This window comes from Rhodococcus sp. IEGM 1366, assembly GCF_033142425.1.
Lineage (GTDB): Bacteria > Actinomycetota > Actinomycetes > Mycobacteriales > Mycobacteriaceae > Rhodococcus_F > Rhodococcus_F globerula.
Genome location: NZ_JAWLRZ010000008.1, coordinates 391,740 through 414,392, shown reverse-complemented (window position 1 = coordinate 414,392; position 22,653 = coordinate 391,740). Strand labels below are relative to the sequence as shown.

Sequence of the window (22,653 nt, the reverse complement as noted above, 5' to 3'; positions counted from 1 at the left end):
GGGGTTCCGCCGACAGAAAAGATTCTTGCGGCTCAGGCGAGCGCGGACATGGACTTCCAGGTCGGGAGATCGATCGCCCAGTCGTAGATGTCGCCGTCGGCGGCGGAGAGGTCGATCGACGTCCCGGTCACCTCGACGGGGTCGCCGTACAGCGCGGTTCCGAAATACTCCTGCGCATCCGACATCGAGAGATTGATACATCCGTTGGTGACGTTCGACGAACCTTGAACTCCCGTGGTTTGCGGGTTTGCGTGGATGAACTCACCGTTGTTGGAAATGCGAACGGCCCACCGTTCGCGGACGTTCTCGTAGAACGGCGGATTGGACATGAGGAAATCTTCGTACTTCTCGGTCACCATGTGGATGCCGCTACGCGTGACGTTGCGGGCCTCGTTGCCTTCGCCGTAGCTGACGGGGATGTCCATGATCGTCTGGCCGTCGCGGACGACCTGCATACGGTGGCTGGGCGCGTTTGCCTTCACGATCTGACTACGACCGATAGTGAAATCGAGAGTGAGGTCCTGATCGCCGTACGCGCCGCCGCCGTAGTTCAGTCCGTACAGCTTCGCGTCCAGATGAACGACGGTTCCCGGGACCCAGTACTCGGCGGGACGCCAATGCGCGCGCGAGCCCCCGTTATCGTCCGGCAGCCACGCCCATGAACCTGCGGTCGCCGGAACGCTCGTGACAACAAGCGCCTTCTCCACTGCTGCTTTGTCGACGACGGAGTTGTCGAACTGGAGGGTGATCGGCGCTGCTATGCCCACTTCTTGACCGTCGGCGATGTTGAGGGTGCCGCCGGTCTGCGAATCGGGTGCCAACGTTGTGAAACTGCCCTCGACAGGAACGGTTTTTCCGTCCGTGCCGGTGGCGGAACCAGACCACGAATACGTGGCCGCGTACCCGAGAGCCTCGCTGACGACGTAAGACGTCCGGTCCGCAGACAGCTGACCTGCGACGGGGGTACCCGCCGAGTTGTTCAGCGCGACCTCGTCGAGAGTGCCGCCGGTGACTGTGACGGATACCGGGGCGATCGGGCTGACGTCCCTGGCACCGACAACCGGCGTCTCGACAACCTGCGCAACGGGTGCCTTGTCAGCTGGTGATGCCTCGCCGGCCGTCTCGGCGCCACCGATGGTGCATCCCGCAACAGCGAGCATCGCCGCAAGCAGAACAGCTACCAAAGCAGCAAGACGCGAACGTTTTCTCCGAATACCCAGCTGATGCACCTCAACAGGCTACCCGCGCTAACGATTGTCAGCTCATATCCGGCAACCCACGGTGACCGGTTCCGGCTCGAGACGCACACCGAACGCGGCGTCCACGCCGTCTCGCACGGTGCGGGCGAGAGCCACGATGTCCGAGCACTTCGCGTCGCCGCGGTTTGTCAGGGCGAGTGTGTGACGAGTCGACAACCGAGCCGGCGCGTCCTCGCCCGGGTATCCCTTGGAAAAGCCGGCTCGTTCGATCAGCCACCCCGCCGACAGCTTGGTTCCGCCGACCCCCGGATACTGCGGGACAGTCACATCCCCGAGCTGCGTCGTAATAGCGGAAAGAACTGCGGGCAACCGATCCTCGGGCACAACCGGATTGGTGAAGAAGGAACCCGCGCTCCACGTGTCGTGATCGTAAGGGTCGAGCACCATCGCCTTACCGGCGCGCAAACCCAGAACAGCTTCGCGGACCTGCGACGACGGCAATCGATCACCTTCCTGAGCATCGAGTGCCGTGAACAGTTCCCGGTAAGCCAGGGGCGCGCTCAGTCCATCCGTTGTCGCGTCGAGTTCGACCGCCAGAACCAGCGCTGCGTCCGAATGCTTGAGGACGCTCGAGCGGTAGCCGAGTTGCAGAGTCGACGGATCGACCCAGGACACCTCTCCGGTGCGGCGATCGAGCAACTGGACCCGCCGAAGTCGCGAGCCCACCTCGACGCCGTATGCGCCGACATTCTGCACCGGGGTTGCGCCCGTCGAACCAGGGATTCCCGACAGGGCTTCGAGTCCGCCAAATTCCGCGGCGACGGATTGACCGACCACCTCGTCCCACACGGCGCCGGCCTCGGCGACAACACGATCCGTGTCGAGGGTCACCGTGGTGTTCGCCACACGAACCACAACTCCGTCGAAACCCTCGTCCGAAATGACGAGATTCGACCCGCCCGCCAAGATCAGCGTCGGCACGTTTTCACGATCGAGAAGCCGAACGACGTCGACCAGAGACTGCGTCGTCGGGCATTCCGCGAGCAGCCGCGCAGGTCCTCCTACCCGGAGCGTCGTCAATCCGGACAGGTCAATGTTCTCGGACACGAAAGCGCCGGAATCTACGACGCGTTGGCCAATGGTTACGTCCCACACATCGGTAAACGGTAGCCTCCACAATCGTGAGCCGTCGCATCGAGCATTCATCGAAGTACACCGTCCCCGTCGCCAAGGTCCATGAGGCGGTGACGTCGGAGCAGTACTGGCGTGACCGTATCGCCGCAGTAGGTGGCCCTGGCGCCACCATCGACGAACTGACTGTCCGGGACGAAACCGTCGCAGTCACCATGTCGCAGGTCATTCCGGCCGAGCACCTTCCCTCCATGGTCTCCAACTTCATCAAGGGTGACATCGTCATCAAGCGCAGCGAGACCATCGCACCGCTCAACGGCGGAACCGCGACGGGAACCTTCTCGGCGCACGTCGACGGCGTCCCTGCCCGCATCGAGGGCACCCAGGTGCTCAGCGGAGACGACACGGGTTGCACCTTGAGTGCCACCGGTGAGGTCGAGGTCAAGATCCCGATTTTCGGCGGCAAGATCGAAAGCGCGATCGTCGACGAGGTCACCCGTCTGATCGAGGCGGAGCAGGACTTCACGCGGGACTGGATCGCAAAATAGGGCATTGCGGGCGGGGTAGGTTTTTTCTGTAACAGCAGGTAGCCGGTATCGTTTGCGATCATGGCTCGACGCATCGACTACTCCGCCCGCTACCAGCACTCCCCCGAACAGGTCTACGAAGCACTGACCGATCGCGGATACTGGGACGCCCGGGTCGAAGAGATGCGCAAGCATTCCGAAAATCGGGTGGAACATTTCGAGGTCAGCGATTCCGGAATCGAACTCGTCCTGCACCACGTCCTGCCCCGCACCGATCTACCCGATATCGCGCAGACCGTCATGCGCAACGATCTGATCATCACGCGCACCGAGTCGTACAGCCCGTTCGGTGACACGGTAACCGGAACCTACGAGGCCTCCATCCCGGCCGGACCGGGCAGTCTCACCGGAACCATGGAACTGTTCGGCACCGAAACAGGATGCACCTTGCGGACGTCGTCGGAAGCCAAAGTGCACATCCCCTTTGTCGGCGGGAAGTTGGAAGAGCTGATGCTCACCAATCTTGTCGACCTGTTCCGCACCGAAGCTCAGGTCACCGCGACCTGGCTCGCCGCTCGCTGACCCCCGGTGAGGACTGCTCCACCCCCGAAGATCGAGGGTGTCATCACACGCGGCACAACCGGCATCAACCGTCTGCGGCGCAGCGACCGCTGGCTCGTGCACAACCGGGCCGTTCAACGGGCACTGCACGACGCTGCCGACCCACTGATCGTCGATCTCGGCTACGGCGCCCGCCCCGACACGACGTTCGAGATGGCCGACCGCCTCACCGCGGTACGACGCGACCGCCGGGTCATCGGACTCGAAATCGACCCCGCCCGCGTGGTGGAAAGCCGCAACGGAGTCAGTTTCGCGCGCGGCGGGTTCGAGTTGGCCGGCCTGTCACCGATTTTCGTTCGCGCTTTCAACGTTTTGCGCCAGTACCCCGAAGACGCGGTGGAATCGGCGTGGTCGCACATTCAGTCCGGTTTGGCGCCTGGCGGTTTGATCCTCGACGGGACGTGCGACGAGCTGGGGCGTCGGTGCGCCTGGGTGCTGCTCGATGCGCACCGACCCCTGAGCCTCACCTTGGCGTGGGATCCCTTCGACATCGAGAAACCGTCGGACATCGCAGAACGGTTGCCCAAGGCCCTCATTCACCGCAATGTTCCGGGAGAACCGATTCACGCGCTACTCACGGCCGCGGATCGCGCATGGGCCACTGCGGCGCCCCACGCGTCGTTCGGCCCCAGACACCGCTGGGCTGCGGCACTGGAAATACTTCGTGGGCAGGGCATTCCGGTTCAACCGGCGCGGCGACGCGTGCGTGACTGCATCCTGACCGTGCCCTGGCACGTTGTAGCCCCGAACCCCTGATCTCACAGACACGAATCGCCCCGCCGCGGAGGTGTTCTCCGCGGCGGGGCCTTTCGTCAATGCTGCTTCGAGCTAGGAACCGAAGATTGCGCCCAGGTCTCCGAGCGAACCGGTCGGAGCGCCGGTGCCGGGCTCTGCCGTGACCTTGACGGTGACGCCGGCCTGCGTCTCGGAACCGAGGTATCCGTCAGTTCCGCTGAACACCGCGGTGATCCGACGATCGCCGACCTCGGTGAAGGCATGCGAGAGTGTCGCCTTACCGTTCACTACCGCAACCGGTCCGCCGATCGTGGTGGCGCCGTCCATGAACTGGACCGTCCCGCCGTTGAGCGTAGGTACAACGGCAGCAGCCAGATCTACCTTTGCGCCCTTCGTGGCGGACGCCGGAGCGCTCACGGTGATGGACGTTTCCTGATCTTCTGCGGCCGGAGCCGTGACCGAAATCGCTTGCACGACCGAGGTAGACGTGAGGAATCCGCTCGCACCCGAGTACACCGCCGTGATGTCGTGAGTACCGACGCTGCCGAACTCATGCAGCATCGACGCCTTGCCGTCGACAACCACCACGGGCAGGCCGAGAGTGCCCGAACCATCCTTGAACTGCACCGTGCCACCTGACGGAGCCGGCGTGACCGTCACGGAAAGACCCACTGCCGTACCGGTTTTTGCGTTCGCGGGAACAGTCAAGACCGTCTGGGTCTGCTGATCGACGGGAGCCGGCGCGGCGACCTTCACAGTCTGAACGCTCGAGGTCGAACCCAGGAAGTTCCCCGAACCGGAGAACACTGCGGTGATGTTGTATTCACCGGCGTCGTTGAACGTCGGTGTGATCGTGGCTTTACCCAAGGCGTCTACGGGAATCGGCGAGCTCATATCTCTGGCCCCTTCCCTGAACTGCACCGTGCCGCCCGCAGCGCCGGTCGACACCGTGGCAGTAAACGACAATTCCTCTCCTGTCGAAGCGCTCGACGGACCGACGAGGGTGGTCGTGGTGCTCTGCTCGACCACGACGGGAGCGACCGTCAAGGTATGCGGCGTCGACGTCGAGGTCTGGTAAAGACCGGAACCGGAGTACACCGCCACGATCGAATGCTCACCGGCTGCATAGGAATCCGTCAGCGAGGCCTTGCCGTTGGCGTCGACGGTAACTGCACTACCGAGATCGGTTGTGCCGTCCTTGAACTGCACCGTGCCGCCCACCGGCACAGGCGAGACCGAAGCCTCGAGAGTCACGGACTCACCTGCGTCCGCAGTCGTTGGGCCGGTGATCGTGGTTGCCGTGGACTTGTCCGCTTCGGACACAACGACGTCGACTGCCGACGACGTCGAGGTTGCCACCTTCGTGTTGCCGAGGTACTTGGCCGTCACGGTGTGTGTGCGGACGCCGGTCGGCGTCCAGGTAAGTGTGGCAACACCATTGGCGAGCGTGCCAGTGCCGATCGTGGAACCGGCGTCGAAGAATTCCACCGAATCACCGTCGCCGCCACCGGTAACCGTCGCCTTCAGCGGAACTGACTGCCCCAACTGCACGCCATTGGCCGGGGACAGCGTCGTCGTCGACACGTTCTTCGCGACGCTGATCGACGGACCGACACCCTTGAGCTGCCCCGACCCCAAAGTCCCACTCACATGCAACTCAGTCGTCAAATCCACACCACGAGCACAACCCGCACCGACCGTATAACTGAACTCAACCGTTCGGTACTTCGGATTGATCAGACCACCATCCCAGTAAACCGCCCAACTGCCAGAGATCTTCGCGTAGTCGGCAGCAACCTCGACCTTGTCACGGCCGATCACCGAACCGTCAACCTTGGCCGAATCCGTCACATAGGTAAGACAATCCGGATGAACATCCTTGACCTGCTGCAAGTATTCGAGGGAACCAGTTCGAGTCAGTACCGACTTCACGGTAATCGTCTCCCCCACACTGGGCGTTCCGTTCGAAATCGTGCGCACAACCTGGTAACCGTGCACATTTCCCTCCGCCGTCACCGGAGCAGCCCCCGCGACACTGACACCGGCAGCCGCGACGAAGCCCGCAGCAACAGCAAACACACTCACACCACCGACAACACGGCGTGCAGAACCAACAGACATAGATTTTCCTTCTCGAGAAGCGAGCGATATGGGTGATGCCCCACCGCTTCACGCGGACGGGGCATCACCAGGTGTCGAATGCCTTAGGAGCCGAAGATGTTTCCGAGGTTGCCGAGCGAACCTGTTCCGCCGGTACCGGGCCCTCCGCCGTCGACGGGTGCTGCGATCTGAACGGAGACCTGATCGGCCGAAGCCGTCACTGTTCCGGCGCCCGAGTACTCGGCCGTTACGACGCGCTGGCCCTGAGTTGCCGGCGTCCACGAAATGCCGGCCTTGCCGGAAGAATCGACCGTTGCTGTGCCGATGACCGACTCACCGTCCTTGAAGGTGACTGTGCCACCGGCGTTCGCCGGGTTGATCTGAGCCGAAACGGTCTGCGCAACACCGACTTGACCCGCTCCAGCGCTGAGAACTGTTGTGGAATTTGTCGTTCCGACTGGTTGCTCGGCAACTGTCGTACTCGCTGTGGTGCTCGACCCGGTGACACCGGATCGGCCCGCGAACACAGCTTCAACCGTCTGCGCGCCCGCAACCGTCGGAACCCAGGCGTAAGTGGCTTCGCCATTGCCGGCGACCGGGACCGAAGCCAGAACCGTCGTACCGACCTTGAACGTCACCGTCCCACCCGTTCCCGGCGCGGACACCGTCGCCTTGAGGGTGGTCGACTTACCCACCTGAGCGCCCGAGATCGGCGCCAGCGCGGTGGTCGACGGAGAATCAGCCTGCGAGACGTTCACGTTCAGCGCCGCCGATGTCGACTCGACAGCTCGCGCGGTGCCGGCGAACTTCGCGGTAATCGAGTGATTCCCACGAGTGGTCGGTGTCCAGTCAAGTGTGGCAACACCATTGGCGAGCGTGCCGGCGCCGATCTTGGAACCGGCGTCGAAGAACTCCACCGAATCACCGTCGGCACCACCGGTCACCGTCGCGCTCAACGTCACCGGTTGACCCACCTGGGCACCGCTCACCGGCGACACGACAGTCGACGACACGTTCTTCCGAACATTGATCGACGGACCACGACCGTTTGTCGTGTCATTCACCCAAGCCGAACCGTCGAAATGCACGGTGCTCGCCAAATCATTACCGCGCTCACACCCTGCGCCGACGCGATACTGAAACTCGAACGACTTCGTATTGTTCTGATACAACGGCCAATCGGTGATGCTCGCGCTCACGCGCACCGAGTCAGTGCTCACCGGAGTCTCCGGCGCGTACGCCTTCCCGTTCACCTTCGCCGAACCCTCGACATACGTCATGCACGACGGATGAAAATCCCGAACCGCGTACAGATAATTGACCACAAAGTCGGTCCGCTTGAATACCGTGGTGGAGGTGATCACATCACCTTCGGACGGCGTCCCGTCACTGATTGTTCGAGTGATTTTGTAACCACTCGAATTGAACTCAGCCGTCACCGGAGCAGCCCCCGCAACCCCGACACCCGCAACCGCCACGAAACCCGCAGCAACAGCAAAAACACTCAAACCACCGACAACACGGCGAACACCACTCACAGACATCCCTCTCGACGACGGAGCAGACAGGCGTCCAGTACAGGTGTCTAGGACAAGTGTCCATCTGCTTTGATGCCGTGACGTTATCCCTTTGCCTGTAACGCAACTACCCTTTTCGCCAAATTGGTGCATTTGGCACAAGGTCGGTTACGACTACAGGCTTGCGGTGAGCGCCAATTCCACGCGAACAGCCACGTCGACGGCGGCGTTCTCGCACGAGCGGTACAACTCATGGGCGTCGAGTCGACCGATCGCGACGCCGTCGGACACCACTTCGTTGAGCAGGTCCTGGGAAATGCCACCCGACGCAATGTCGAGGACAGTACGCACCGGCGTCGTAATTCGAATGGCTCCGAACTGCTCGCATTCCGATTCCGCGAGCAAGCATCGGTGCAGAGCAAGCTGACGAGTCGGCGCCGAAACGGGCACTCCGACGGACAAGTGCAGGAACCGTGGTTGCAAGTGGCCGAGACCGTGAAGTTCGGCAGCGCTGTAGTGCGAAACGGTTGCTCGGCCGGCAAACCACGTACACCATTTGGCAAACTCGTCCATCGCGGTGCGGCGCACCCGATCCAGTCGGAACAGCCCCGGACACTCCGAAATCCAGGTTCCGGATTCCAAGAGCCAGTCCCAGTCACTGCCGGAAAAACCCAGGGCGGCGGCCTGATCAGTCGCAACAAACCCACATTGGCGCAGTGCCAACAATTCGAGTGCTTCATAGTCTGGAGCCATGACCACCTCCGGTGACCGTCTGGAGCGCTTTTCCGCCAGGCTACGGCATTCTGTGTTTCAGATCACAGTATCGGATGGGCGCGTATTCACAGAGTTCGTTCAGAGTCGTCGGGAAGAATCCCTGAGATGACTGTCGCAGCAAACAACGCGCCCCCGCGCAATCGTGTGCTCATCATCCTGCTCGTCGTGATCGCTGTACTGGTCGCAGCGCTTGTCGGCGGAGAACTCTACGTTCGCAATCAAGTCAAAAGCTGCATGGCCGACCAGTTTCAGAGTGAACTCGGCTCGCAGGTAGACGTGGGCTTGAGCTGGAAGCCTGTCCTGCTTCAGGCCATCGACAAGAAGGTCCCGTACATCACCATCGACAGTGACGATTCGTCATTCGGGCCGGCAACGGGAATGCAGGTCCACGCAAAGGTCAACGACATCAATCTCCAACCGTCCGACGGAAACAGCGGAACCATCGAAAGCTCGAGCGCCGATGTCACCTGGTCCACTGCCGGAATCCTGGCCACCCTCCAGGAACAGACCTTCGGCGGACTTGTCACCGGTGTCACGGCTGATTCCGCCGCGGGAACTTTGGCCTTCGACGTCGGACCGGCAGGTCTCGCGAAGCTCACGGTCAAGCCGACTATCTCGAACGGAGTTGTCGACGTACAAACCGTCGGCGCCGAGATCCTGGGATTCGGACTTCCGACCGACCTGGTCGACGGCATCGTCCAGACTCTGACCGACAGCCTGCAGACCTACCCGTTGGACATGAAGCCCACCGAGCTCACCGTTACCGATGACGCGATCGAGATTTCACTCGAGGGCGGCGCCTACGCGATGCCCGTTGCCAATGCCTCGGCCCAGAATGCATCCGCAGTCCCTGACAGCTGCGGAATTCTCACCTGATCTCTACCTGTTATCGGACTTTTCCGACTGATTTCGAATAACCGTTCTATTCGAACAGAATTTCGATTACGGTTGGGGAATGTTCGATCCGGGGGTGGGGAGTTTCGGTATCTCGGCACAGCTGAGTGGTACCGAAACTGATTGCGCCCTGGTTGATTTGATGGCCCAGTTGCATTCGTGTGAAGCGATGTTGGTCGAGCGGAAGCTGGCGGTGGTGGCGGAGTTTTTCACCCGTCGTAGTGCCGAGCATGTCGAGGGCGGTACGTGGACGTCGTCGGCGCACGAGTTGGCCGAATCCGAGGTCGGCGCAGTCCTGACGATGGGCCGTGCCGCTGCCGGGAAGCTCATCGGGTTGGGTTTCGCTTTGAAGACGCGGTTGCATCGCACACGGGCCGCGATGGCCCGCGGCGAACTCGACTTCTACCGGGTCACGTTGATCGAGTCCGCGACCGCGAATGTCAGCGACGAGCTGATCGACGAGGTCGAACGCTTGCTGCTCGAGCAGGTGCTCGCTCCACCCGTGGACGGCGGTACCGGGTTGACGGGTCGCCGGTTGACCGCGGCGATCGACCGGATCGTCGCCCGCGTCGATCCGGAAGGCATGCGAGAACGACGACGCCGCGCCCTCGCCGACAGGTTTGTCGGAGTCAGCGCCGCCGAGGACGGCATGGCCCGCATCCTCGGCAGTATCCCGGCGGAGCAAGCCCGCGCCTTCGACGGCCGGTTGCGGGAATTGGCGATGTCGGTGTGCCGCCATGATTCCCGCACGTACGAGCAGCGCAGAGCCGACGCGTTGGGCGCTCTGGTGAGTGGTTCGACGGTGTTGGTGTGCGACTGCGACCGCGGTGATTGCCCGCAGGACCGTAGCGGTGTTGTCATCATTCGCCGGCCACTCGTGCATGTGGTGATACACGATTCCGCACTGCACGCAGGATCGGATGAACCTGCGCATCTCGACGGGTACGGGGTGATCAGTGCTGAGCATGCCCGCGACATCGCGAAAGACGCAGACGTTCGGGAAGTGCGAGTCCCGGCAGATGCTGAACCTGAACCGACACCTGAGCCGGCTTCGGCGTTGGTCTACCGCCCCCGGGCGGCACTCGACACGTGGCTGCGGGTCTTCGCGGGCAGCTGTCAATGGCCGCACTGCGATGTCCCGGCCTGGAATTGCGACCTCGATCACAACGATCCGTTCAACCACACCAACCCCGCCAAGGGTGGGAAGACGGTCGCGTCGAATCTGAACGCGTTCTGCCGCAACCACCACCGCCTCAAGCACTCCGGGAAGTGGCAGCTCGATCCGAACCCGGATCGCAGCGTCACCCTGACCTCGCAGACAGGCCATTGCTACCGCACCAGAGATGCCGGACTACTCGCGGGGATGCAGGAACCACCGCCACCGGAAGGCGGCAAACCGCGACGAACTCGGCTGGAAAACAAAGCTGCCCGCATCCGAAGTGAACGCAAACACCGCCGCGTCAAGATTCAAAACCGGGCGGCGAAGAATGCGGAACGCAAACGGCGGCAAACCTTCCCGATCTCCACACCCCGAAAACATGTGCCCCGAAAGCAGGTGCCCCACAAACCCGTCGACTACGGCAACGACCCGCCACCGTTTTGAATCAGGTCTGAATCACTTCCGAATCGGGTAATCCAGTGCTACTCCCCCAGACCGTCGAGCACAGCACGGGTTCCCGAAAGCCCGAGGCGGGTGGCACCGGCAGCGATCATGTCGAGTGCTGCCTGCGTCGTGCGGATTCCACCGCTGGCTTTGACTCCCACCGACGGCCCGACGGTTTTGGCCATCAACGCAACAGCCTCGACGCTTGCCCCGCCGGCGGGATGGAAACCTGTGGAAGTTTTCACGAAGTTCGCGCCCGCATGTACTGCCGCGCGGCAGCATTCGACTATCGCTTCGTCGGGCAGTGCCGCAGTCTCGAGGATCACCTTCAGCACCGCGTGCTCGCCCATGGCTTCACGGACGGTGAGTACATCGGCAAGCACAGCGTTGTAGTCACCGGCGAGTGCTGCCCCGACATCGATGACCATGTCGATCTCGCGGGCACCTTGATCAACAGCAAGACGAGCCTCGGCACCCTTCACCAAGGAGTGATGCTTGCCGGACGGAAAGCCGACCACAGCGGCGGTGATCAGACCGTCGGCCCGGATCGGCAGCATCGACGGTGAGACGCACACAGCGAGAACGCCCAATTCCCGGGCCTCGTCGATCAACGCCGTGACGTCAGCGGCCGTGGCTTCGGGTTTGAGCAGGGTGTGGTCGACCATTGCGGCAACCTGTGAACGAGTGAGCGCAGCGTGGGCCATGAAAGAAAGCTTGGCATACGACCATGCGTCGAGCGGCACTGCGACACCTGAGAGACTAGGCGGTATGACCGCTGCACCCTCGACTGATGATCGACGCTACGTACTCTCCCTCGGCTGCCCGGACACGACGGGCATCGTCGCGCGCATTTCGTCTTTCCTCACCGATGTCGGTGGCTGGATCGTCGAAGCGGCGTATCACGCTGACGCGGACACCGGTTGGTTCTTCACTCGTCAGGCAGTGCGGGCATCGTCGGTGAGTATCAGCATCGAGGAACTGCGTGAGCGTTTCAAGGCCGTTGCCGCCGAGATCGGACCCGAAACCGAGTGGACGTTGCACGATTCGGGGGCTCCCAAGAAAATCGTCCTGCTGGTGAGCAAAGAAGGTCACTGCCTTCACGACCTCCTCGGACGCGCGGCCGGCGGCGAACTCCCAGCCGAAATCAGCGCCGTCATCGGAAACCACGAGGATTTGCGCAGCGTGACCGAGCGCCACGGGATCGACTTCCACCACGTTCCCTTCCCCAAGGACCCGGCCGAACGCGGACCGTCCTTCGAGAAGGTGCGCGCCCTGGTCGACGCCCATGACCCGGACGCGGTTGTCCTGGCTCGGTTCATGCAAGTTCTGCCGCAGTCACTGTGCGAGCACTGGGCGGGCCGCGCGATCAACATCCATCACAGCTTCTTGCCGTCGTTCATCGGGGCCCGCCCGTACCACCAGGCTTTTGCTCGGGGTGTGAAGCTGATCGGTGCGACATGCCACTACGTCACCGCGGAACTTGATGCCGGCCCGATCATCGAGCAGGACGTGATCCGCGTCGACCATGCCGACGATGTTGCCGACATGGTCCGCCAGGGTCGCGATATCGAAAAGCTTGTTCTTTCCCGCGGTTTGCGCTGGCACCTCGAAGATCGGGTGTTGGTGCACGGCCGCAAGACTGTGGTGTTCAGCTAGAGATTGCGCAACCGCACGATCTCGCGGTCGAATTCGTCGATGCTCTCGATGGACGACATGTGACCGACACCGGGAATCACGATCAGCCGTTCGAGGTTGCCTGCTTCGTCGAGCACCTGCGCGAGTTTGCGTGCGTGGACGGGTGGCGTGAGTCGGTCGAGTGATCCGACGAGCACGGTGGTCGGCACTTCGAGATTGTCGAGTCCCTCGTGAATGTCGAGAGTGCTCAGGGCCGCTCCCCAACCGCCGCGGATGCGCGGCTTGCACTCTCGAACGATGTTCTCACAGAACTGAACTTCGGCTTTGGTTGCGTTGGGCGACATCGAGACGTACTGGATCGCCTTGGTCATCGCGCCCGAGGACACGAATGGCACGGGCGAGCTGAGGATGGCGCGGCCGACCGGAACCGGCACCCGCGGGAAGCGTTCCGGCAGCGGAATCACGGTGGTTTCGGCAATCAGACGGTCACTTGCCGTGCTGGCCAGCATTACCGCCGACGCGTACTTCTTGACGTCGCCGGGGTGCTTTCCGGCCCACGCGATGATGCTCATGCCGCCCATGCTGTGTCCGACGATGACGGCTTTCTTGTCTTCACGGACGGTCGCTCCGAGCACTGCCGAGAGATCGTCGGCGAGTACGTCGGGCCCAAGCGGAAGGGTGCCGACAGTACTGCGTCCGTGTCCGCGCTGGTCGTACGTGATGACCCGGTACTCGCCGGCCAGCGCGTTGACCTGTGGGTACCAGAATTCGGTTGAGCAGGTCCAGCCGTGACTGAGAACAATGGGATCACCGTCGACGGGGCCGTATGCCCGGATGTTGATGATCGCGCCGTCTTCGGTGGTCAGTTCGCTGATGTCCGCTTTGAACGTCGGGGTCTTCAAGAGTGCGTTCGGTTCGACGTCGGCAACGAGAGTGAGCCCTCTGGTGGAGCTACGACGACGGATAGCGGCGACGGCTGCCGCAAACGCTCCGGCTCCGGCAACTCCGGCCAATACCCGGAGTGTGGTGGTTCGCGAACTGCTGGACATGCATGTACTCCTGACTGAATTCGAAAGAAAATCGATACGGATGATGGGTGTCAGATGATGTGCGCTCGGCGCAGCAACATCGTTGACGGGCCGCCGATCAGGCCGACCTCGGTAAGAAATTCGACGGTATTCGCGCATCCTCGACGCACCATGTCGTGGTAGTGGACATTGTTCTTCGCGGCGTGGATTGCCGCTTCGGCGTCGAGTCCGGCGGCTGCGTAAACGTTCTTGTTCACGAGGCTGGTGACCACGAAGTAAGCGGTGACGGCAAGGACGAACCGGACGCGGGCTTGCTGGAACCGGGTGATGTTGGCTGCTCGTCGGACGGTTTCCTCGCGGGCGAATCTGATGTGGCGGGCTTCTTCGACCACGTGGATTCTGCTGACGGTTCGGGTGAGCGGTTGCACTCGGGTGTCTCGCATGAATTCGCGTTGCATCATGTCGAGGATTTCTTCGGCGAAGAGTGTTCCGCCGTATGCCAGGGATCCGGTAGCCGTGGCCTTGAACGGGCGCGCGGCGGTGCGGATCCAGGTCTTCGGGCGGTAGGACGGGACGCCGAATTTGGCTGCGGAGCGCGCAAACATCGTGGAGTGCCGGCATTCGTCGGCGATTTCGGTGAGCGCAAATTGCACGTGCGCCGTGGAAGGATCGTGGAAGTAGATGTCGCGGACGAGCATCTGCATGAGGATCATTTCGAACCAGATGCCGGTGCCGGCGATGCTGGCGGCCTCGTGGATGGTGAGCGTGATGCGTTGTTGCTGCGTCATCTCGTCCCACATCGGCGTGCCGTAGAGGCTGCACCATTCGGGGCTCATCCCGTACAGGTCGTCGGGGACGGGAGCTTCCCAGTCGATTTCGATCAACGGGTCGTAGGACGTGCGGGCAGCCGAGGCAAGGAGCTTGGACGCTGTTTCCTGGCGGTCACCGGCACGCGTCAGTCGGGATGGGCGCCGATCGTTCGTCGATCGGCCATGCTCGACAGACATCGCAGTTCACTCCCCACGAGGACCGGCAATCTATGTGTGACTGCCGTTAACCCACAATAGCACCGCATAGTGCCACCCCGGTGGGGACGAACTGCGAAAAACGCGCTACCAGCGCGGACCGCGCTGGATGTCGTCCACGCGAGGCCGCACGTCAACGAGATAGACGCAGATTGCGACTACCGCGATGATGCCCAGCATTCCCACCGGAGACGTCACCAACAGCACCAAAGCCGCGACGACAAGGATGCCAAGCCAGATCGGCTTGGTCAGCTTGTTGACTGCGGTGAACGCGTCGGGGCGCTGCCGCACGGCATGCACGATCGCGAAGACAGCACCTGCCAAGGCAAGCAACTTCAGTGCGAGAAAAATCAGGCCGATAATGCCATCCACAGCTACCACGTCTTACATCCTAGTTTCCGTAGTCCGACATCACGAACAGAAGGCTCCTGCACCCGAGAGCGCAGGAGCCTTCTCACTTGTCGAGCCGGCCGATCAAGCCTTCTTGGTCGGTGCAGCCTTCGTCGGTGCAGCGGTCTTGGCCGGAGCAGCCTTCACTGGTGCGGCAGCAGCCTTCGCGGGAGCAGCCTTCGCCGGCGCAGCCTTGGCCGGTGCAGCCTTGGCGGGTTCAGCCTTCTTGGCAGCGGCCGTTGCGCGCTCCTGGACATCGGATGCGGCAGCGGTCACGCGAGCTGCAGCTTCCTTGGAAGCCTCGTCTGCCTGGTCGCCGAGGTCGAGGACCTTGAGCGCAGCTTCGTCGCCCACATCGGCGATCTTCTCGCCGGCGTCGGAGATCTTCTCGCCAACCTCTTCGGCGGTGTCGGAGATGCGTCCGGCAGCGCGGCCGGCCAGCTTGGCAGCTTGCTCGCCCACGGCGCGCGTCTGACGGGCAACGGTTCCGAGTGCGTCTTCGGTCAGCTCGACAGCGTCACCGAGAGCGGACTCCGCGGCGGCGATGCCCTCTTCGACGGCCGGCTGCTTGCGGATGCGCTCAACTGCATCTTCGCCGCGCTCTGCCAGCGAGTTGTACAGATCGCCCGCAACCTTGAGGTATGCCTCGGCGACCTTGCGGAGCTCGTCGGGTGCAAACTTCTCGCGCAGCTCGGCAAGCTCCTCGGGCAGCTCGGACGGCAGGCCGGCGAGACGCTCACGAAGAGCCTCAACGCTTTCCACGACGTCGCCCTGCACTGCGGCGAACTTTTCGCGTGCACCGTCGACGCGGCCGGTGACCTCGTCCTGGCTGGTCTCGGCGCGCTCACGAACCTGGGCAACAACGTCGGCAACGGCCTGGACGACGAGGTCGCCGGCGCCGACTGCGGCGTAGATCGAGGTCTTGACGTTGTCGATGGCGGTCTTATCGGTCATGTTGTTCTCCTTCTGGGAGGTCTGAGTCCGGAATTGTGGTGGGGGCTGCGCTCTGGGCTACTGCAGCGGGCCGCGTCGAATCGTTCTCCCGACAGAACGAGTCGTAGATCTCGAGCAGCACTTGTTTCTGTCGCTCGCTGATGGAGGTATCTGCGAGCACGGCGTCACGGATCGGACTATGTGGCCGTTGTTCGAGATATCCGGCCTGGACGTAGAGGACTTCCGAAGACACTCGGAGCCCTTTTGCTATTTGCGCGAGCACGTCGGCAGACGGTTTCCGTAGTCCTCGTTCGATCTGGCTGAGGTACGGATTGCTTACACCGGCGAGCTGTGCAAGTTGGCGCATCGAGACTTGTGCGGCTTCGCGCTGCGCACGAATGAATCCCCCGATGTCGTGTGCCGCAGAGCTGACGACGCGCGCTGCCAAGTCGCTGGCTCCGGCTGCGGCACCGGATGATTCACGTTCTCCTTCATCGGAGTTCGTCGACTTCGCAGACATTGCGTCTTCCCTTTCCTGTGGACATTTCCCAGAGTAGGAGAGGGTGCTAACTATTGCAAGCACTACTGCTAGCACTGGGGTGCACGTCACATTCGAGGGCCGACTACTAGCCGAAGATCAGCGTCGACACCGTGTAGATGAACAGACCGGCTATCGCGCCGACCACCGTGCCGTTGATGCGGATGAACTGAAGATCACGACCGACCTGAAGCTCGATCTTGCGACTTGCTTCTTCGGCGTCCCAGCGCTCGACGGTGTCGCTGATGACACCGGTGATCTCGTCGGTGTAGTTCTCCGCGATGTACGTCGTACCGGCGGCCAGCCACCCGTCGACCTTCCCTCGCATCGACTCGTCGTCGCGCAGGCGGATGCCCAATCCGACGACGTTCTCGGCGACCTTGGCCCGAAGGGTGCTGTTGGGATCGTCGACCGATTCCATGATCAGCCGCTTCGCGACCTTCCACGTCGCCGACGCGAGTCCGGTGACTTCCTCGCGCCCCATGATCTCGGCCTTGATGCCCTCGGCTTTTTTGATCGTCTCCGGATCGTTCTGGAGATCGTCCGCAAAATCGATCAGGAAGCGATTGGCCGCCAGCCGAACCTCGTGCTCGGGATTTGCCCGCACCTTCCACGTGAACTCGACCAGTTCCTTGTAGATCTTCTCGCCGAGCATCGCATCGACAAATTTCGGCGACCACGCGGGAGAGTCCCGGACGATCACCCGGTCGATGGTCTCCTGACTGCCGAGCGCCCACTGATGAGCGCGTTCGGCCAGCAGTTCGATGATCGGCAGTTGCTTGTTCTCCTTCAGAAGCTCACCGAGTACCCGGCCGATCGGCGGGCCCCACATCGGTTCTGCCAACCGCTTGACGATCGTGTGGTCGATGACCTGCGCGATGTCCTCGTCGCGCAGCACTTCTACCAGTCCCCGCAGGATCGTCGACGTCTCCGCTGCAACACGCGCAGCGTTGTCTCGCTCTGCCATCCACGTCCCGAGCCGCAGCGGGATCTGTGCCTGCTGCACCTTCGCGGACACAACGTCCGGGGCCAGGAAGTTCTGACCGACAAACGAACTCAAACTGGCCCCGAGCTGGTCTTTCTTGCGTTTGATGATCGCCGTGTGCGGAATCGGTATGCCCATCGGGTGACGGAACAGCGCCGTGACGGCAAACCAGTCCGCCAGCGCGCCGACCATTCCTGCCTCGGACGCAGCCCTCACGTACCCGACCCACTCGCCCGCGCCTCGTGATTCCTGCCATCGACAGAACAGATAGACGACCGTCGCGAAACCGAGGAGACCGGTCGCGAAGAACTTCATCTTGCGGAGGTCCCGACGCTTGGCGTCGTCGCCGAAAGTCGAGTCGAAAGCGTTAGGGCTCAATTGCTGCACCCTTGCCATTGTGCCGAAAGCTTGTCGCTGGTGCGTCGAAGCCGCAGGTGCGTGCCCACCGTAATTCCCCGGACACTAAGCTGAAACGGAATGAGACCGCTCGGACGTGGATCGCACCACAGATATGAGATACCCCGTGGCTAAGAACGCTGTGCAGGACAACGAGCAGGTAGACGGCCCAGTTGTCGCTGACACGAAGCCCGAGAAGTCCGACGGACGCAAACGACGCTGGCGCGAACACAAGATCGCCAGACGTGAGGAGCTTGTCGACGGCACCATCGCAGCGATCCGGGCGCGTGGCCGTGAAATCGGTATGGATGAGATCGCGTCCGAAATCGGCGTGTCCAAGACTGTTCTCTATCGCTACTTCACCGATAAGAGCGACCTGACGACGGCCACGATGATGCGGTACGTCGAGACAATTCTCGCGCCGCGCATCTATCAGGCAATCAGCGACGAACTCGACGATTTCGAACTGACACACGCAACGATCACCGCGTATGTCGAGACTGTCGCGTCGGACCCGGCGATCTACCTCTATGTCATGGCAAACGGAGCCGGCGCAAGTCGTGACGTCGTCGCCGAGTCGGAGCGAATGATCGCCGAACTCCTGTCCACGGTGCTGGGCAATCGCCTGCGCGAGATGGAAATGGATTCCGGCGGATCTCTGCCGTGGGCGTACGGCATCGTCGGCGGTATTCAGTTGGCGACGCACTGGTGGATCTCCAACAAGTCGATGTCCGCTGAATCCTTGATCGACTACTTGACGATGATGACGTGGGGCGGCATCACCGGTATCGCCGCCGTCAAGGGTTCGCCGGCCAAGTTCAAATCCATGCCGCATCCGCTGATCGCTCCCGAAAACGACTGAGCCTGAAGTTCCCACGGAGGCCACCTCGGCTGTGGCACAGTCTCCGGGTATGACAGACGACTCGCTGTGGGAAACACCGGCCGTGACGATCCTTCGATCACAGCCTGGCTTCGATCTCGAAGGTCTCGACCGCAACAGCACTCCGGGATTCACCGGGAAGAAAGCTGACGGCGAGCGTCTCCTCGAAGAACGCGGCGCCGTGCTGTCTGGCTTGCAGGAACTGTTGTACGCCAACGGTCGCTCGGGTGACTCGCGGTCAGTCCTCCTCGTCCTGCAGGGAATGGACACCTCGGGCAAGGGCGGAATGGTCCGCCACGTCGTGGGGCACGTCGATCCACAGGGTGTCGACCACGCGTCCTTCGGTGTTCCGACAGACGAGGAAAAGCAGCACCACTACCTGTGGCGGATCAAGAAGCAACTCCCCCGCGGCGGTTATCTCGGGGTGTTCGACCGCTCGCACTACGAGGACGTTCTTGTGGTGCGAGTTCACGATCTGGTGCCGCCGGATGTCTGGGGAGCACGTTACGACGAGATCAATCAGTTCGAAAAGGAACTGGTCGACGCCGGCACCACCATCGTCAAGGTCGCGATGTTCGTATCGCTCGACGAGCAGAAGAAACGTCTGCAGGAGCGACTCGACCGGCCGGAGAAGTACTGGAAGTACAACCCGGGCGACGTGACCGAACGGAAACTGTGGCCCGCATATCAAGAGGCCTATCAGGCGATGCTCGACAAGACGTCCACCGAGCACGCCCCGTGGTACGTCGTGCCGTGTGATCGCAAGTGGTACAGCCGCATCGCCGTCACCGAACTGTTGATCGACGCATTCGAGAGCCTCGACCTGTCATGGCCACCAGCCGATTTCGACGTCGAGATCGAGAAGGCTCGACTCGCCGAGTCCTGATGGATAATCAGGACAGCCTGATGGAGAGTCAGAACAAGTGGGGCGTTTCCCGATGCACCTTGTGATCGTGCCGAACGGTTCCGCTGTACAGCGCGATCATGAGGCCTATGGACACCGCTGCCGCCAACCCCGAAACCAGCGCCCAGCCGGCGTTGCCTGATCCGGCTGCGAAGAGGAATCCGCCCAGACAGACCACAGTGACTAGAACCAGGAAGTACGACGCCCAGGCCGCAAAGAGATTGAGCTTCATGTTGGCTCCTCGGATCGGATCTCTTTCGATTCGACCGTACGCCTGAGCACACAGCCCGACAAGCGGGTTTCCCCGGCGGCACCTGGGGTAGCCGAATTACATGAATATCGGAAACCTTTTCCGCAGAATCGAATCCGCCGACCAACTGGACGGTCCGTCCACAGGGCTTCAACGCAGAATCCTCGACGCGACCTCACGCTCACCGGCTACGCGCAAAGTTGCGTCGATCCTTCGTGGATCACCGGTCGAGCACCCGCTACATCCCGCACTGGTGGCCGTCCCCATCGGAGCGTGGACTGCATCCGTTGTGTTCGATTATGTTGTGCGGGACCCGAAAACAGTGCGCAACCTGATCCTTCTCGGACTGGTCACAACACCGCCCGCCCTCATCACGGGCTGGCTCGATTGGTCTGAACGCGACACGATCGCGCGCCGGGTCGGGCTCGTCCACGCCGCGAGCAATGCGGTAGGCATCGACGCTTTCCTGGTGTCGTACTTCTTGCGCAGCAACGATTCCCCGCCGCCGCTACTAGCGCGGTTGCTTTCACTGGTCGGGCTGAGCGCCATCGGTGTCGGCGGCGCAATCGGCGGGCACATCGTGTTCCGACTGATGGATGATCTGGACACAGAGGCGGCGTCAGCGCCGGTCCTGGATCCGGCACTGAACGTAGTGAATTAGTTGTTCTGAACGTAGTGAACTAGTTGATCTGAACGTAGTGAGTTAGCGGATTCCATCAGTTCGCGTCGTGACCGTATTGACGGAGCAGGCGCGCAGTCCGATCGGAATCTGCCAGCGGACGATCGTTGGTCCACGACGCGCGTCGACGCATCCGGGCGTCAGGAGTGCCGACGCTCGCGCCGAATGCCGCGACCACGTCCGCAGTGGGCACTGCGTCGTCCCCGAAGTATCCGAGAACGATCAGATCCTCACCCGATCGGGTTTCCACTGCCAACGCCCAACCACATGTTTCCTCCCACAGCAATGCAACTTCCCGGCCGGGGAAACGTGGCACCTCTCGATCGAGGGCGATGTACGCCTCCATCGGATGCTCACCCCGGCAGCACCATTGCTCGATTCCTGCGCCGACGCCCTCGGCCACCGACTGGATGTACCGCTGGAATCCGAGCCCCACACTCGCGTCGACTAGTACCTGTTCGGTCATCGATCCACTCCTCACCTTGCGTGTTTGAAATGTGCCCATCCCGGGGCGCAGCGAAACCCGGTTCAGATCATGCACTGGGGGTATCCGAAGACGAAACAGTCAACCGAGAGGCGCCCAGATGACTTATTCGCCCGCCATCGCACCCGGACGAATGCTTAATATCTCCATGGTGTCGGTCAATGCGGACCCACTGGCTCAGGTGGGCAATTCCGTTGCCGGACGCCAGCATCTGCACGTCGACGAGTTGTCCTCGGCGCTCGTTCGCGCGGGCCATGACGTTACGGTGTACACGCGGCGGCAGAGTGCGCACGGTCCCGACCGTGTTCGCGCACGCGGTGGTTATACCGTCGTGTATGCCGAAGCCGGTCCGCTGCATGCGCTGAGCGACAAGGAACTACTGCAGTATCTCGGCGAATTCGGTAGTGAACTACGGAATTTGTGGACTCTGGACCGGCCCGACGTAGTGCACGCGCATTTTTGGATGTCGGGTATAGCCACGGAACTGGCAACGAGGATTCTCGGCATCCCGGTTTTGCAAACATTCCATTCGCTCGGTATCACGGAACGGCGCCATCTCGGCTTGTCCGACGAAAACCCCTCGGAGCGTTCCCATCTGGAGCAGTTGGTTGCGAAGGGTGCGACGCATGTAATCGCGACGAGCTCGGACGAGGTGTTCGATCTCGTCCGGCTCGGCTCGCCTCGCTCGCGGACAACCATGGTTCCGTCCGGCGTCGACATCGACCACTTCACTCCGGAGGGGCCGCGGGCAAAACGAAACGCGCCGCACCGATTGTTGTGCGTCGGAAGGTTGGTAGAGCAGAAGGGATTCGACGTCGCGATAGCGGCTCTGGCGTCGCTGCCCGACACCGAGTTGGTGGTGGCCGGCGGTCCACCGTCGTCAGGTCTGCCTACCGACGAGATCGCCACGCAGTTGCAGAAGCTCGCCGAACGACTGGGCGTCGCGGATCGAGTGAAACTTCTCGGCCGCGTTCCCCACCAGTCGCTGCCGAAGTTGATGCGGTCGGCGGACGCACTGCTCTGCACCGCCCGCTACGAACCGTTCGGCATCGTCGCGCTCGAGGCTATGGCTTGCGGTGTTCCCGTTGTTGCAACACCGGTCGGCGGGCTGCGCGACACCGTGGTGGACGGACTGACCGGGCACCGCGTTCCGGTCGACAATCCGAAGCAGACCGCGAGGGTGGTTCGGCACTTGCTCGACAACGCTGAGGAAGGAGCCTTGTTCTCACGCGCGGGCAGAGCCAGGATGTGCGAATCGTATTCGTGGGAACACGTGGCCGGCGAAGTTGTGCGGACCTATGGTCGCTGCGTCACCGCGCCGCCCCGCACGCGGGCGCACAGAGTCGCTCACCGAAGCGAAGTAGCTCGGTGAGCGACCCGATTCTCCTTAAGTTCGATTCGCCTTAACGCTGTATCTCCGATACT

Annotated in this window: 24 protein-coding genes; 10 read left to right on the top strand and 14 right to left on the bottom strand. The window is 62.2% G+C overall.

What is annotated here, in order from left to right:
* Nucleotides 1-32: 32 nt before the first annotated feature.
* Nucleotides 33-1,229: an Ig-like domain-containing protein gene (locus tag R4P64_RS25485; protein ID WP_033235517.1), complete on the bottom strand. Its 1,197-nt coding sequence runs from the start codon at nucleotides 1,227-1,229 to the stop codon at nucleotides 33-35.
* Nucleotides 1,230-1,262: 33 nt separating this feature from the next.
* The gene (locus R4P64_RS25480) at nucleotides 1,263-2,306 is read right to left on the bottom strand and encodes a UDP-N-acetylmuramate dehydrogenase (protein WP_317823183.1); all 1,044 of its coding nucleotides are present in this window, start codon (nucleotides 2,304-2,306) and stop codon (nucleotides 1,263-1,265) included.
* Between the two features lie 74 nt (nucleotides 2,307-2,380).
* Here R4P64_RS25480 and R4P64_RS25475 point away from each other — a divergent pair, with 74 nt between their 5' ends.
* From R4P64_RS25475 to R4P64_RS25465, 3 genes are read left to right on the top strand one after another with little or no spacing between them, the layout of a single operon-like run.
* Complete coding sequence (locus tag R4P64_RS25475) at nucleotides 2,381-2,878, top strand: DUF2505 domain-containing protein (protein ID WP_033235518.1); 498 nt, start codon at nucleotides 2,381-2,383, stop codon at nucleotides 2,876-2,878.
* A 60-nt stretch (nucleotides 2,879-2,938) separates the two neighbouring features.
* On the top strand, nucleotides 2,939-3,439 hold the full coding sequence (locus tag R4P64_RS25470; protein WP_045063896.1) for a DUF2505 domain-containing protein: 501 nt from the start codon (nucleotides 2,939-2,941) through the stop codon (nucleotides 3,437-3,439).
* Between the two features lie 6 nt (nucleotides 3,440-3,445).
* Entirely contained in the window at nucleotides 3,446-4,234 is a 789-nt protein-coding gene (locus tag R4P64_RS25465) for a class I SAM-dependent methyltransferase (RefSeq protein ID WP_317823182.1), read from the top strand.
* A 72-nt stretch (nucleotides 4,235-4,306) separates the two neighbouring features.
* Here R4P64_RS25465 and R4P64_RS25460 read toward each other — a convergent pair whose 3' ends face one another.
* The 3 genes from R4P64_RS25460 to R4P64_RS25450 all read right to left on the bottom strand — a co-directional run bounded on the left by R4P64_RS25460 (nucleotide 4,307) and on the right by R4P64_RS25450 (nucleotide 8,583).
* On the bottom strand, nucleotides 4,307-6,334 hold the full coding sequence (locus R4P64_RS25460) for an Ig-like domain-containing protein (RefSeq protein WP_317823181.1): 2,028 nt from the start codon (nucleotides 6,332-6,334) through the stop codon (nucleotides 4,307-4,309).
* A gap of 83 nt (nucleotides 6,335-6,417) precedes the next feature.
* Nucleotides 6,418-7,857 carry an Ig-like domain-containing protein gene (locus R4P64_RS25455; protein WP_317823180.1) on the bottom strand — a complete coding sequence of 480 codons (1,440 nt, stop codon included), beginning with the start codon at nucleotides 7,855-7,857 and terminating at the stop codon, nucleotides 6,418-6,420.
* Between the two features lie 147 nt (nucleotides 7,858-8,004).
* Nucleotides 8,005-8,583 (bottom strand): hypothetical protein, encoded by a 579-nt coding sequence (locus tag R4P64_RS25450; protein WP_092803323.1) that lies wholly within the window; start codon nucleotides 8,581-8,583, stop codon nucleotides 8,005-8,007.
* Between the two features lie 126 nt (nucleotides 8,584-8,709).
* On the opposite strand from R4P64_RS25450, the gene R4P64_RS25445 reads away from it, so the two are divergent.
* Together R4P64_RS25445 and R4P64_RS25440 are read left to right on the top strand one after the other, a co-directional pair.
* Complete coding sequence (locus R4P64_RS25445; protein WP_317823179.1) at nucleotides 8,710-9,480, top strand: DUF2993 domain-containing protein; 771 nt, start codon at nucleotides 8,710-8,712, stop codon at nucleotides 9,478-9,480.
* Nucleotides 9,481-9,559: 79 nt separating this feature from the next.
* Nucleotides 9,560-11,101: an HNH endonuclease signature motif containing protein gene (locus tag R4P64_RS25440; RefSeq protein WP_317823178.1), complete on the top strand. Its 1,542-nt coding sequence runs from the start codon at nucleotides 9,560-9,562 to the stop codon at nucleotides 11,099-11,101.
* 38 nt (nucleotides 11,102-11,139) lie between these two features.
* Here R4P64_RS25440 and deoC read toward each other — a convergent pair whose 3' ends face one another.
* Nucleotides 11,140-11,805: a deoxyribose-phosphate aldolase gene (gene deoC / locus R4P64_RS25435; protein ID WP_033235526.1), complete on the bottom strand. Its 666-nt coding sequence runs from the start codon at nucleotides 11,803-11,805 to the stop codon at nucleotides 11,140-11,142.
* Between the two features lie 64 nt (nucleotides 11,806-11,869).
* Here deoC and purU point away from each other — a divergent pair, with 64 nt between their 5' ends.
* Nucleotides 11,870-12,757, top strand: a complete 888-nt coding sequence (purU, locus tag R4P64_RS25430) for a formyltetrahydrofolate deformylase (RefSeq protein WP_033235527.1) — start codon at nucleotides 11,870-11,872, stop codon at nucleotides 12,755-12,757.
* Here purU and R4P64_RS25425 read toward each other — a convergent pair.
* The 6 genes from R4P64_RS25425 to R4P64_RS25400 all read right to left on the bottom strand — a co-directional run bounded on the left by R4P64_RS25425 (nucleotide 12,754) and on the right by R4P64_RS25400 (nucleotide 18,022).
* Nucleotides 12,754-13,785, bottom strand: a complete 1,032-nt coding sequence (locus R4P64_RS25425; RefSeq protein ID WP_033235528.1) for an alpha/beta fold hydrolase — start codon at nucleotides 13,783-13,785, stop codon at nucleotides 12,754-12,756. The two genes, purU and R4P64_RS25425, sit on opposite strands and share 4 nt — an antisense overlap.
* Before the next feature lie 50 nt (nucleotides 13,786-13,835).
* On the bottom strand, nucleotides 13,836-14,771 hold the full coding sequence (locus R4P64_RS25420) for an AurF N-oxygenase family protein (protein WP_141484838.1): 936 nt from the start codon (nucleotides 14,769-14,771) through the stop codon (nucleotides 13,836-13,838).
* Between the two features lie 105 nt (nucleotides 14,772-14,876).
* A complete protein-coding gene (locus R4P64_RS25415) occupies nucleotides 14,877-15,170 on the bottom strand; it encodes a DUF2516 family protein (RefSeq protein ID WP_033235530.1) in 294 nt (97 codons plus the stop codon).
* A gap of 93 nt (nucleotides 15,171-15,263) precedes the next feature.
* Nucleotides 15,264-16,133, bottom strand: a complete 870-nt coding sequence (locus tag R4P64_RS25410) for a heparin-binding hemagglutinin (RefSeq protein WP_045063914.1) — start codon at nucleotides 16,131-16,133, stop codon at nucleotides 15,264-15,266.
* The gene (locus R4P64_RS25405; RefSeq protein ID WP_033235532.1) at nucleotides 16,123-16,632 is read right to left on the bottom strand and encodes a helix-turn-helix domain-containing protein; all 510 of its coding nucleotides are present in this window, start codon (nucleotides 16,630-16,632) and stop codon (nucleotides 16,123-16,125) included. The genes R4P64_RS25410 and R4P64_RS25405 overlap by 11 nt, the downstream gene beginning before the upstream one ends.
* Before the next feature lie 106 nt (nucleotides 16,633-16,738).
* Entirely contained in the window at nucleotides 16,739-18,022 is a 1,284-nt protein-coding gene (locus tag R4P64_RS25400) for a DUF445 domain-containing protein (protein WP_317823177.1), read from the bottom strand.
* A 136-nt stretch (nucleotides 18,023-18,158) separates the two neighbouring features.
* Between R4P64_RS25400 and R4P64_RS25395 the strand changes: the two genes are divergently transcribed.
* Both R4P64_RS25395 and R4P64_RS25390 read left to right on the top strand, forming a co-directional pair.
* The gene (locus tag R4P64_RS25395; RefSeq protein ID WP_033235533.1) at nucleotides 18,159-18,893 is read left to right on the top strand and encodes a TetR/AcrR family transcriptional regulator; all 735 of its coding nucleotides are present in this window, start codon (nucleotides 18,159-18,161) and stop codon (nucleotides 18,891-18,893) included.
* Between the two features lie 49 nt (nucleotides 18,894-18,942).
* Nucleotides 18,943-19,797, top strand: a complete 855-nt coding sequence (locus R4P64_RS25390; protein ID WP_045063916.1) for a polyphosphate kinase 2 family protein — start codon at nucleotides 18,943-18,945, stop codon at nucleotides 19,795-19,797.
* A 28-nt stretch (nucleotides 19,798-19,825) separates the two neighbouring features.
* Here R4P64_RS25390 and R4P64_RS25385 read toward each other — a convergent pair whose 3' ends face one another.
* Nucleotides 19,826-20,047 carry a hypothetical protein gene (locus tag R4P64_RS25385; protein WP_033235535.1) on the bottom strand — a complete coding sequence of 74 codons (222 nt, stop codon included), beginning with the start codon at nucleotides 20,045-20,047 and terminating at the stop codon, nucleotides 19,826-19,828.
* Nucleotides 20,048-20,147: 100 nt separating this feature from the next.
* Between R4P64_RS25385 and R4P64_RS25380 the strand changes: the two genes are divergently transcribed.
* Nucleotides 20,148-20,726: a DUF2231 domain-containing protein gene (locus R4P64_RS25380; RefSeq protein WP_045063917.1), complete on the top strand. Its 579-nt coding sequence runs from the start codon at nucleotides 20,148-20,150 to the stop codon at nucleotides 20,724-20,726.
* Between the two features lie 55 nt (nucleotides 20,727-20,781).
* Here R4P64_RS25380 and R4P64_RS25375 read toward each other — a convergent pair whose 3' ends face one another.
* On the bottom strand, nucleotides 20,782-21,210 hold the full coding sequence (locus R4P64_RS25375; protein ID WP_045063918.1) for a DUF6292 family protein: 429 nt from the start codon (nucleotides 21,208-21,210) through the stop codon (nucleotides 20,782-20,784).
* A gap of 118 nt (nucleotides 21,211-21,328) precedes the next feature.
* Between R4P64_RS25375 and R4P64_RS25370 the strand changes: the two genes are divergently transcribed.
* The gene (locus R4P64_RS25370; RefSeq protein WP_045063920.1) at nucleotides 21,329-22,600 is read left to right on the top strand and encodes a glycosyltransferase; all 1,272 of its coding nucleotides are present in this window, start codon (nucleotides 21,329-21,331) and stop codon (nucleotides 22,598-22,600) included.
* The last annotated feature ends 53 nt before the right edge of the window (nucleotides 22,601-22,653 follow it).

Bases quoted from the DNA above. Each gene is read 5' to 3' on its own strand.
- R4P64_RS25420 (WP_141484838.1), bottom strand. From the start codon at position 14,771: ATGTCTGTCGAGCATGGCCGATCGACGAACGATCGGCGCCCATCCCGA.
- R4P64_RS25410 (WP_045063914.1), bottom strand. From the start codon at position 16,133: ATGACCGATAAGACCGCCATCGACAACGTCAAGACCTCGATCTACGCC.
- R4P64_RS25440 (WP_317823178.1), top strand. From the start codon at position 9,560: ATGTTCGATCCGGGGGTGGGGAGTTTCGGTATCTCGGCACAGCTGAGT.
- R4P64_RS25385 (WP_033235535.1), bottom strand. From the start codon at position 20,047: ATGAAGCTCAATCTCTTTGCGGCCTGGGCGTCGTACTTCCTGGTTCTA.
- R4P64_RS25405 (WP_033235532.1), bottom strand. From the start codon at position 16,632: ATGTCTGCGAAGTCGACGAACTCCGATGAAGGAGAACGTGAATCATCC.
- R4P64_RS25460 (WP_317823181.1), bottom strand. From the start codon at position 6,334: ATGTCTGTTGGTTCTGCACGCCGTGTTGTCGGTGGTGTGAGTGTGTTT.
- R4P64_RS25455 (WP_317823180.1), bottom strand. From the start codon at position 7,857: ATGTCTGTGAGTGGTGTTCGCCGTGTTGTCGGTGGTTTGAGTGTTTTT.
- R4P64_RS25470 (WP_045063896.1), top strand. From the start codon at position 2,939: ATGGCTCGACGCATCGACTACTCCGCCCGCTACCAGCACTCCCCCGAA.
- deoC (WP_033235526.1), bottom strand. From the start codon at position 11,805: ATGGCCCACGCTGCGCTCACTCGTTCACAGGTTGCCGCAATGGTCGAC.
- R4P64_RS25445 (WP_317823179.1), top strand. From the start codon at position 8,710: ATGACTGTCGCAGCAAACAACGCGCCCCCGCGCAATCGTGTGCTCATC.
- R4P64_RS25375 (WP_045063918.1), bottom strand. From the start codon at position 21,210: ATGACCGAACAGGTACTAGTCGACGCGAGTGTGGGGCTCGGATTCCAG.
- R4P64_RS25425 (WP_033235528.1), bottom strand. From the start codon at position 13,785: ATGTCCAGCAGTTCGCGAACCACCACACTCCGGGTATTGGCCGGAGTT.
- purU (WP_033235527.1), top strand. From the start codon at position 11,870: ATGACCGCTGCACCCTCGACTGATGATCGACGCTACGTACTCTCCCTC.
- R4P64_RS25390 (WP_045063916.1), top strand. From the start codon at position 18,943: ATGACAGACGACTCGCTGTGGGAAACACCGGCCGTGACGATCCTTCGA.
- R4P64_RS25450 (WP_092803323.1), bottom strand. From the start codon at position 8,583: ATGGCTCCAGACTATGAAGCACTCGAATTGTTGGCACTGCGCCAATGT.
- R4P64_RS25380 (WP_045063917.1), top strand. From the start codon at position 20,148: ATGAATATCGGAAACCTTTTCCGCAGAATCGAATCCGCCGACCAACTG.
- R4P64_RS25370 (WP_045063920.1), top strand. From the start codon at position 21,329: ATGACTTATTCGCCCGCCATCGCACCCGGACGAATGCTTAATATCTCC.